Here is a 9,329-nt window from a genome sequence, read left to right on the forward strand (position 1 = left end):
GCCAGTGGCTTGATGGAGCGGATCAGTGGGTTAGCTGATGGCGTTCGGTCTGGGCATCGGTTGGTCTCCTGAGGGGGAATCGAACCATTCGATCTGGAAGCTATAACGCCCCAGGGCCTGAGCCAGAGATACTTGGTGTGTGCCAGCGGAGATCTGGGCGAGCAGCCCGCGGCGGGCGTCCTGGACGACCTCTATGGCGAGATCGGCGAGACCGAGTGCCGCGGCTTCCTGGCGTACCACCCGGGCGATTTCACGCTGCTGCAGGGCTGGCTTGAAGATCTTGCCCACCGGCGTCACCGGCAATGCATCGAGGACCTCAATACGCTTCGGCACTGCGGCCCGTTCGGCGATGTGCTGGGTGGCGAAGGCCTGCAATGCCTGCGGGTTGCAGCTCGCACCCGGATTCAGCTGCACATAGGCGACCGGTACCTCGCCGGCATGCGCGTCCGGACTGCCCACGGCTGCGACCAGTGCCACCGCCGGATGCGCCTGCAAGGCTTCTTCGATCTGCTTGGGATCAATGTTGTGGCCGCCGCGGATGATCAGCTCCTTCTTGCGCCCCGTGAGCCAGAAGTAGCCTTGCGCGTCCTGGCGACCCAGATCGCCGGTGTTGAGCCAGCGCTGGTCCCTGATATCGATCCATAGGCCTTTGTTGTGCATAGGCTCCAGGTAGCCCGCGAAGACGTTCGGGCCGCGAATGGCGATGACCCCAACCTCGTCCGTTTGCGCGTCGCGCTGGTAGTTGCCGGCGTCGTCGAGAATGATCGCGCGCATGTCCTGGTAGGCCAGACGCAGGCCGATGGAGCCGATCCGCCGCTCGCCGCCCGGTGGGTTGGTGGACGACACGCAGGCGCCCTCGGTCAGGCCATAGCCCTCGAGGATGCGCACGCCGATCCGCTGTTCGAACTCACGGAACAGCTCTACCGGCATCGGCGCTGCACCACACAGGGCGTATTGCAGGCTAGAGATGTTGTGGCCGGCCACCGGTTGCTGCAGTAGCGCGGAGTACACGGTGGGCACGCCGGAAAAGAAGTTGATGCCGAAGTGCTGGACCATGGCCCAGAAGTTCGCGATCACGCCTTCGCCGCGGTAGCCCTGCGGGGTGCCTATGATCACCCGGTCACCCTGGGTCCAGGGCATCAGCCCGGTGACCAGCTGCCCGTTCACATGAAACAGCGGCAGGCCGCAGAAGATGACTTGGCCCTTCTTGCGTGGTTGCATGTTGGCCGCCATCGCCCAGGCGTTGAAGACCTCCGATCCGTGGGTGCGCATGGCGATCTTCGGCAGGCCGGTGGTTCCGCCTGTGCAGAAATACGAGGAGGGCTCGTCCGCGCGAATCTGTCGGCCGCTGATCAGGCGATTGCCCGGTTGACGACGCATCAGCGCGCGCAGGTCATGGATGCGCCACCGGCGCTGCCGAAGTCGCTCACGCAGGGCCATGCCGCGCAGGGCCAGGGCCGGAAGCATCGGGACATAGGGGGCCATATTGGCCCAGACCACATCCCGCACATCGGGCAGGCTATCCAGCTGGCTGGCCAGTTTTTCCCATAGGTCGCTGCCCGGGGTCGGTGACAAAGTCACCACCAACTTGGCCCTCGCCGCGCGCAGCAGCTCGGCGATCTGCGGCGCCTCGAGCAGGGGGTTGATTGCCATGACGATACCGGCCGCCTCGCCGCCCCAGATTGTGAAGTGGGTTTCCGGAAGGTTCGGCAGCAGAAAGGCGACCACATCGCCCGGCCCTATGCCGAGTTCGTGGAAGGCGTTCGCTGCCCGGGTGATGTCGGCGAACAGCTCGGCATAGCTCCAGTCGTGGGTACGCTGGTGCCGCCGAGCATCCAGCACGAAGCTGAGCGCCGGGGCCTCCGCGTTCGCCAACGCGCAATGCTGCAGGGCTGCATAGGTATTGGCGGCCAGCCCGCGCTCGCGCAGAGGAACCTGTTCGATGGCGCGAATATCCAGATAGCTGCTGACGGCCATCAGGCTTGCTCCACCACGACATTGCGTTGTACGCCCAGGTCGATCACGCCGTCCGCGCTACGGATGCTGGCCTCGACCACGTCGCCTTTTTTCAGGTAGTAGCTGCTGCGTCCCTCCTGAGCCTTCATGAAGGCCTTCCATTTCACCGTTTCCGGCAATAGCGCGGCGATACGCTGCTTGGCCGGCGAAGGTATGGACAGTGCGCAGCCTGCCGGAGTACCGGTGGCGATCAGATCACCCGGAGCGAAGTCATGCACACCGGACAGCTCGGTCAGGGTCTCCGCAGGGCCGTAAACCAGGTTGGCGGTGCTGTCATTCTGGCGTGTCTGGCCGTTCACCGTCAGGCGCAACTGCAGCTTCTGCAGATAGCCGATGTCCTTGGCTTCGAACAGGCAGAGATAGGGGCCGACCGGGCCAAAGGTTCGGAAGCTCTTGCCCTTGTAGAACTGCATCTGCGGAATCTGGACGTCGCGAGCCGAGTAGTCGTTGACTATCACGACGCCGGCGACGAACTCATGCAGGTTCGCATCGGCCACTATCTGCTTTCCATTGATCTCGCGCTTGAGCACTAGGCCCAGCTCGATCTCGTAGTCGAGAAAGCGCACTGCGCGCGGCTTGATCAGCTCGCTGTCCGCCGGGACTATGCAACTGGCTGCCTTGGTGAAAATCATGTTGAAGTTCTTCACGTCGGGGTCCATGCCCGACTCGATCATGTGTTGCCGGTAGTTGGCGCCCTGACAGACGAACTGCTGGTTCTGGGTCACGGGCGAGAGCAGCTTCACCTCGTCGAGCATTAGTTCTCCATCAGGCAACGCTGCCAGTTCCGCTGCCCGTGTCTGGCGGATTAGCTCGCCGGTTGTGGCGTAGTCGCCGGGAATGCGCATGATGCGACCCTTGCGGATCACGCCCCATTGGACTTGGTTCTGGTGCTCGAAGCGGACTACGTGGACAGGCATGGTTGAGGCTCCCGATGAAGCGGTTGGTTGCGCGGAGGCAGAGAGTTCTTGTTCTTCGGTTGAACAGGCGGAGCCTGGCAATAGCGCCCCGCCCGCCAGGGTTAGGCCGGTCTTGAGCAGGGTGCGTCGGCTCCAGGGGCGCATGGCGGTGCCCTAGCCGAACATCCGCGCCAGCGTGATCAGCTTGCGCAGGGTCAGGTCGGGGCTGCGCCGCAGGTTGTGCAGCAGCCCCCTTAGGCTGGCTAGGTTGAGCGCGGGTTTGGTAAAGCTCTTGGGCATTCGCTGGCCCCACTGCGACATCGCCTCGGGGCTGACTGCATGCACTCCGGTGGGGTGATCCGCAGTGAATAGATCGCCATCGCAGTAGTGCTCGTGTTTATCGCCCCAAGGATCCTGCCAGTAGTCGAAAATCTGGCTGCCAAGGATGTGCCGACCGATGCCCCAAGCGTGCTTCCAACCGCTCTCGCGCAGCACACGCTGGCCCATGCCGACGGCGTCTGCGTCGACCACCTCAAAAGCGCTGTGGCTGTAAGTCGCCATGAAGCCTTGGGCGATCGCCAGGGTATGGTGATCGGCTGGAGTGTCGCCCAGGTTCAGACGCAGGAAAGTGACAGCAGGCGAGCCGTCCGGCAGCACCTGCACGTCGCTGGGGATGAAACCGAAGTGACGCGTATACCAGGCGCAGGTGGCTTGATAGTCGGCCACCTCCAGTACCACATGGCCCAGCTTGATGACTTCAGGCGGAGCGACAGGCGGCCGTTGGGTCTCATTGATGCGGTGTGCCACGTCAACCAGATTGAGTGGCAGCGCGGCGCGATGCGCAATGGAGCTGACCGGCTGCTGGCCATGGATGGCTTCCACCAGGAAACCAGATGGATCGGTCAGGCGCACCCGCTCTCCGCCACCTGGGCCGTCCAGCGGCTCGATGACGGAGGCCCCAGGCACACGGGCGATGCGTTCGAGATCGCCCCAGGAGGCCAGGCTCAGGCCGAAGCCCAGAAAGCGTGCGTGCTCGGCACGATGCACTCGGTAGCAGTAGGGCGCCGGGCCGGTGCCGCGCAGATACAGGGTGTCGGCGTCGCGGCGGGCCGATCTCAGGCCGAAGTCGATGAGGAAACGCTCGGCCAGCTCCAGGTCTGGTCGTTCGAAGATCAAGTGAGCGAGGGCCTGCGCCTGTACCGTTGGCTGCGGATACCGCGCAGGCTGGGCGGTGGCGAGCATGGCTGTTGTGGTTTGTTGTGCCATTTCCGTTCTCCGTGGCTTTTTTCGGGCAAAGCCGGGCCTTCGACCCCGCAAGGCGGGGTCGCGTAGTTTTGGGCGGGCGATCAGTCCAGAGCGGGTAGGGGGGGCAGCTCGGTGGTCGCCAGTTCTCGCGCTTCCTCTTCGGGGACGCCGAGCGCGCGTAGGACCAGCTCGGCAGTTTCACTGCCCGCTTCGCGCCAGGTCTTGATGCCTTCGATCACGAGGAACATGGCCCCCAGCGTGGCACTGGCGATCAGCGAAATGACGCTGGCCAGGTGCGTCTGGGGGAAACGGTAGCGGCCAGCCCCGAAGCCTTTGAGGACATCGGCGGTGGCCTGGCTATAGAACATCTCGCGCATCGAAGCATCGCTCAACGCAAAGCGGTTGAGAAAGGCGCCCCAATGGGGTTCTTCGTGGGTGCGCCGAACGAAGAAGCGAATGCCGTTGGCTAGTCGTTCCGCGGGGTCTTCGAGGCCGATGAAGCTCCTGCTGATCCGCTGGTGCATCTCCATGCTCAGCTGGCTGGCGACCTGCTCGAACAGCTGCTCCATGGTCTCCACGTTGTTGTAGATGGTACCGCGTGCAACGCCCGCCTCCTGGGCTAGGTCGCTGATGTTCAGTTGGGTGACGCCCTTCTCGGCGAAGAGGCGTATTGCTGCCTTGTGGATGCGGCGCTGAGCCTGGTTGAGCTGTGCCAACGGGATTGCCTCCAGAATCGAGATGGATTAATTGGACACTAGCGTTCAATTTTGGTCAACAGAGTTTTTTATCTGTCGATAGGCGGCTATTGTTGATCTAAATTGAACATATTTGTTCAATTGCGTGCTTGCGTGCCGTCCCTGGCTGGCCAAACAAGCGCTGGGCTCGAAGCGCCACATGCCGTCGTACTCGAAGGAAACCTTTCCATGAGCAAGCTTTTTCAGCCCCTGTCCCTGCCCAACGGGGCCGTCATTCCCAACCGCATAGCCAAAGCGGCCATGGAGGAAAACCTCGCCGATGCCAACCATGCCCCGAGCGAGGCGTTGATCCGGCTGTATGAGGCCTGGGCGGAAGGGGGCGCCGGACTGATCATCACCGGCAATGTCATGGTCGATCGCCATGCCCTCACCGGCCCAGCAGGGGTGGTGCTGGAAGGCGAAGGGCAGTTGGAGCGCTTTGCCGCCTGGGCCACAGCCTGTCGCAGCCACGGCGCGCAGGCCTGGCTGCAGATCAATCACCCCGGTCGTCAACTAATGGCTAGCATGGGGCAGCCGGCCCTGGGGCCTTCGGCCATTGCGGTCGACATCCCCGGTTTTTCCAAGCACTTTGCCCGGCCCAGGGCGCTTGATGACTGCGAGATCGAGAGGCTGATCCAGCGCTATGTCGTTACGGCAGTGCTGGCTGAGCGAGCGGGATTCACCGGGGTGCAGATCCATGCCGCACACGGATATCTGTTCAGTCAGTTCCTTTCTCCACTCTCCAACCGGCGCAGTGACCACTGGGGCGGTTGCCTGGAAAATCGGGCGCGGATACTGCTGCGCACCGTCGAGGCCGTGCGTGCCCGTGTCGCGCCGCAGTTCTGCGTGGCGGTCAAGCTCAACTCGGCAGACTTCCAGCGCGGCGGATTCGACGCGGCGGATGCCGCGGCGGTGGTGCGCATGCTGAACGACCACGCGGTGGACCTGGTGGAACTCTCCGGTGGCAGTTACGAGAGCCCGGCCATGCAGGGGCAGACCTGCGATGGCCGTACGCTGGCGCGCGAGGCCTACTTCCTGGAGTTCGCCGAGCACATTGGCGAAGTCGCGCAGATGCCGATCATGATCACCGGCGGAGTGCGCCGCCGAGCGGTGGCCGAGCGCGCTCTGGCGGGGCGCGTGTCGATGGTCGGAATGGCCACCGCCCTGGCGATCGATCCCAGGTTGCCGGCGCGCTGGCAGGCGGGGGAGGACATTGCGGTGCAGCCGGTGGTCGTGAACTGGAAGAACAAGGCGTTCGCCGCCGCGGCCACCCAGGCGGTGGTTAAGCAGCAGTTGGTGCTGCTGGGGCGGGGCAGACCGAGCAAGCCGCAGATGTCGCCCCTGCTGGCCCTAGTCGGCAGTCAGCTGAAGGCGCGCCAGCAGACGCGGCGTTATCGCCGCTGGCTGGCCAACGGCTGAGGGGCGCTCAGCCCGGCAGCTCCTGCTGGGCCAGCTTGCGCGCTTTCGCGGCGGAGGCGCCCAGGGCCTTGAGGACCATCTCGGCGACCTGGGTGTCGTGCCCACTGGCGCTGCGGCCTTCCACGACGCTGCGCATGGCGCCGAGCGTGCAGGACACCACCAGGTCAAGCGCGATGCATTCGTCGCTGTAGGTGAGGGCGCCTTCTTCCGCACCGGCGCGCAGGTCGGCAAGCACATAGTTGGCGATCTTCGAGCGCATCGCGCGATCGAAGTGCACCACCCGTATCACCGCGCTTGCCCAGTCCGGATCGGCCATGGCATGCCGGATAAACATGCGCACGCCGATGGCCAGGCGTAGGGCGCCGCTCTGGATACCGACGCTGTGCTGCGAAATCGACTCGGAAAACTCATTGGCCAGAGCGAGCCCGACCGCCTCAACCACTTCATCGCGGGTCCGGAAATAGTTGTAGATGGTGCCGCTGGCCACCTCCGCCTCGCTGGCCACATCGAGCAGCGCGATCTCGCCCACTTCCTTTCGGGCGAACAGGCGCACAGCGGCATCAATCAGGCCGCGGCGCGTGCGCTCGCGCTTCTTGTGACCGCGGCTCAGCGGTGCGGGTGCAGCATCGGGTTGCTCTGCTCTGCTCATGGTCGGACTCTGCGAAACAATGCTGCGGATGATAGTGGAGTGCTTGGCTCGGGGGGAGGTCTGTTCAGTGTCCGAGCAGTTTCAGGCAGTCGGCGATAAGCGTGTCGGCCTGCTTGGCAGCACCGTCGTGCATCAGCGTGCGATCGGGGCGGACCACCAGTAGCGAGCCCCGCGGGGCAACCGGTAGCAGGCACTGGCCGATATCCTCGACGAAGGGAGTAGCAGCGCCGCCGAGCTGGCCATGCAGTCCGACATGCAGATAGCTGCCACCGACGGCTTCCCAGCGCTGCCGTGTGCCGGGCTGCAGCCATGCAACTGGATCCGTACCCAAGCCAATCAGGGTTAGGTTATCCCCCAGCACATCGTCGCTGAGCCGGATGCTGCCGTCGACCGTGCGCACCAGGCCCTGGGGCAGCAACCCGCCGCGCTGAACTCGGCCGCGCCAGGGCTGGCGCATAAAGAGTCCGCGCTTGAAGATGCTCCGCGGCTTGATATCGAGCTCTTCGAAGTGCCGCCGGGCAGGGGGGATCAGGCTGAGCGCGCGCATCAGGCCATGCCCGAACAGTGCCAGCCAGGCGTTGCGTGGCATGATCAGGCGGCCCATGAACTTGGCCAGGTCGATCATCTCCCGGGCATGCGGCCGGCGTTCGCTGTCGTAGCTGTCGAGGATCGCCGGTGCGGCACGGCCCTGCAGCACCCAGGCCAGTTTCCAGGCCAGGTTGGCGGCGTCGCGCAGGCCGGCTACCAGGCCCTGGCCGACGAAGGGCGGGGTGATGTGGGCCGCATCGCCGATCAGGAACACCCGGCCATTCTGGAAGCGTTCACAGCAGCGTGCGTGGAAGCGGTACACGGCCTTGCGCTCGATGTTCAGCTGGCTGGGCTCGATCCAGCGTTCCAGCAGTTGGCCGATGCGCTCGGCGTCTTCCATCTGCTCGCGCGTCTCGCCGGGCTGCAGCATGAACTCCCAGCGTTCCCGGCCACCCGGGGCCGGCATGTGCGGGGTGGGGCGGCGGTGATCGCAGATGAACTCGACATGGTCGATGGCCTGCCGCTCGCGCCCGCAGGCATCGACGATCAGCCAGTCCTCGGCGTAGCTGTGGCCTTCAAATTCCTGGCCGATCAGGCCGCGCACCCTGGAGCTGGCGCCATCGGCGCCGATCAGGTAACGGGCACGTACGCTATGGCTTTGGCCGAGTTCGCTGCGCAGCCGGGCGAGCACGCCGTCGTCGTCCTGCTGCAGACTTTCCAGCTCCCACCCCCCGCGGCTCGCCACGTTGGCGAAGCGCCGAGACTGGACGCGCAGCGCACCTTCCAGGTCGGGCTGGTAGAAGGTCACCAGCTTGGGGTGGCCGTCGAGGCTGCCCGCAGTGTTGGCGCGGCCGAACTGGCCGACCATGGGGCAGTGCATGCGCACTTCGGGGATCACTATTTTCTCGAAGGCGTCTTCCGCCAGGCCGGCCAGCTGCAGGATACGCAGTGCCTCGTTGTCGAGGGCAATGGCGCGGGGCATCAGCAGGACGTCATGGACCTTGTCGATCACAAGGGTCTGTACGCCATAACGGCCGAGCAGCGCAGCTAATGCTGCACCAACCGGACCATTGCCCACGATCAATACATCTGTTGTTTCTGGTAGCGCTTTGTTGTTGGCGTTCATCTCGTACTTCTGCTGTCGGGCGGGCGATCGGAGTGAATGCCATGTATATCAAAAATGAATAAAATATCAATATTGGAATTTTAGTCATTTCATGCAGGGCCAATGCGAGGGATATGGCGCTAGACGGCTGTCCCGCCTCGCTGTGCTTAGGTCGATGGGGTAATAGCGCTGTTTCGCAGCGGGTGACTTTCAGGGCGGACGGGCTTGGGGGCTGGGAACGCGGATACTTGAGGACGGCTTTGACTGTTGCTCAGAAGACGGTCGTATGTTGTGCCCTCCCTTCTTGTGGGGCGATAGAGGGCCATGACGCGCTGTTGCCATCCAATCCCATCAGAAGACAGGAGGAATCCGCCAAGAGTCCAAGTGGGGTGTTTGATCGGGAAGAATGCGCCGCCTAGCAAGCGCAGCCCGTACGATGCGGGCGTCGACTCAGGCTTCTCCACTTCAAGCCGTTACTCTTCATGGAAGAGACTAGGAGTGAAGTCCCAAATTGACTTCCAAGAAGCAGGTGGAGTCCCACATTGCCTTCCAACGCCGTCAATAAGCAGGTCGCATCCGGCCAAAAGTCTCAGAATGCCTACCGCGAAAGGAGGAGAACGGCGCGCGAAAGACCGAGGTCTTGATAAACGACACATTCAATTTAACATAATATATATTATGCGAAGCCATGGATAAGAACCCCTGAGCCGAGAGGCTCACATCGCTCATAGCGTCCT

At 63.6% G+C, this 9,329-nt stretch carries 7 protein-coding genes; 1 reads left to right on the forward strand and 6 read right to left on the reverse strand.

Going from position 1 to position 9,329, the window contains the following annotated elements:
- Positions 1 to 30: 30 nt before the first annotated feature.
- The 4 genes from ACTJJX_RS29285 to ACTJJX_RS29300 all read right to left on the reverse strand — a co-directional run bounded on the left by ACTJJX_RS29285 (position 31) and on the right by ACTJJX_RS29300 (position 4,873).
- Positions 31 to 1,977 (reverse strand): acyl-CoA synthetase, encoded by a 1,947-nt coding sequence (locus tag ACTJJX_RS29285; protein ID WP_016851643.1) that lies wholly within the window; start codon positions 1,975 to 1,977, stop codon positions 31 to 33.
- On the reverse strand, positions 1,977 to 2,933 hold the full coding sequence (locus ACTJJX_RS29290) for a fumarylacetoacetate hydrolase family protein (RefSeq protein ID WP_023082790.1): 957 nt from the start codon (positions 2,931 to 2,933) through the stop codon (positions 1,977 to 1,979). The genes ACTJJX_RS29285 and ACTJJX_RS29290 overlap by 1 nt, the downstream gene beginning before the upstream one ends.
- A gap of 153 nt (positions 2,934 to 3,086) precedes the next feature.
- Positions 3,087 to 4,178, reverse strand: coding sequence for a VOC family protein (locus ACTJJX_RS29295; RefSeq protein ID WP_023082789.1), 1,092 nt, complete (start codon positions 4,176 to 4,178; stop codon positions 3,087 to 3,089).
- Between the two features lie 80 nt (positions 4,179 to 4,258).
- A complete protein-coding gene (locus ACTJJX_RS29300; protein WP_016851640.1) occupies positions 4,259 to 4,873 on the reverse strand; it encodes a TetR/AcrR family transcriptional regulator in 615 nt (204 codons plus the stop codon).
- A 207-nt stretch (positions 4,874 to 5,080) separates the two neighbouring features.
- On the opposite strand from ACTJJX_RS29300, the gene ACTJJX_RS29305 reads away from it, so the two are divergent.
- Positions 5,081 to 6,310, forward strand: coding sequence for an NADH:flavin oxidoreductase/NADH oxidase family protein (locus tag ACTJJX_RS29305; RefSeq protein WP_016851639.1), 1,230 nt, complete (start codon positions 5,081 to 5,083; stop codon positions 6,308 to 6,310).
- Positions 6,311 to 6,317: 7 nt separating this feature from the next.
- Here the strand turns inward: ACTJJX_RS29305 and ACTJJX_RS29310 are convergent, their stop codons facing one another.
- Together ACTJJX_RS29310 and mhpA are read right to left on the reverse strand one after the other, a co-directional pair.
- Positions 6,318 to 6,959 carry a TetR/AcrR family transcriptional regulator gene (locus ACTJJX_RS29310; RefSeq protein ID WP_023082788.1) on the reverse strand — a complete coding sequence of 214 codons (642 nt, stop codon included), beginning with the start codon at positions 6,957 to 6,959 and terminating at the stop codon, positions 6,318 to 6,320.
- 64 nt (positions 6,960 to 7,023) lie between these two features.
- Positions 7,024 to 8,613, reverse strand: coding sequence for a bifunctional 3-(3-hydroxy-phenyl)propionate/3-hydroxycinnamic acid hydroxylase MhpA (mhpA, locus tag ACTJJX_RS29315; RefSeq protein WP_023082787.1), 1,590 nt, complete (start codon positions 8,611 to 8,613; stop codon positions 7,024 to 7,026).
- Between the last annotated feature and the right edge of the window lie 716 nt (positions 8,614 to 9,329).

It is taken from the genome of Pseudomonas sp. 22490 (assembly GCF_052044465.1).
In the GTDB taxonomy this organism is placed as follows: Bacteria; Pseudomonadota; Gammaproteobacteria; order Pseudomonadales; family Pseudomonadaceae; genus Pseudomonas; species Pseudomonas aeruginosa.

Excerpts from the sequence above, each read along its gene's own strand:
- ACTJJX_RS29285 (WP_016851643.1), bottom strand. The coding sequence starts at position 1,977 with ATGGCCGTCAGCAGCTATCTGGATATTCGCGCCATCGAACAGGTTCCT.
- ACTJJX_RS29290 (WP_023082790.1), bottom strand. The coding sequence starts at position 2,933 with ATGCCTGTCCACGTAGTCCGCTTCGAGCACCAGAACCAAGTCCAATGG.
- ACTJJX_RS29295 (WP_023082789.1), bottom strand. The coding sequence starts at position 4,178 with ATGGCACAACAAACCACAACAGCCATGCTCGCCACCGCCCAGCCTGCG.
- ACTJJX_RS29305 (WP_016851639.1), top strand. The coding sequence starts at position 5,081 with ATGAGCAAGCTTTTTCAGCCCCTGTCCCTGCCCAACGGGGCCGTCATT.
- ACTJJX_RS29310 (WP_023082788.1), bottom strand. The coding sequence starts at position 6,959 with ATGAGCAGAGCAGAGCAACCCGATGCTGCACCCGCACCGCTGAGCCGC.
- mhpA (WP_023082787.1), bottom strand. The coding sequence starts at position 8,613 with ATGAACGCCAACAACAAAGCGCTACCAGAAACAACAGATGTATTGATC.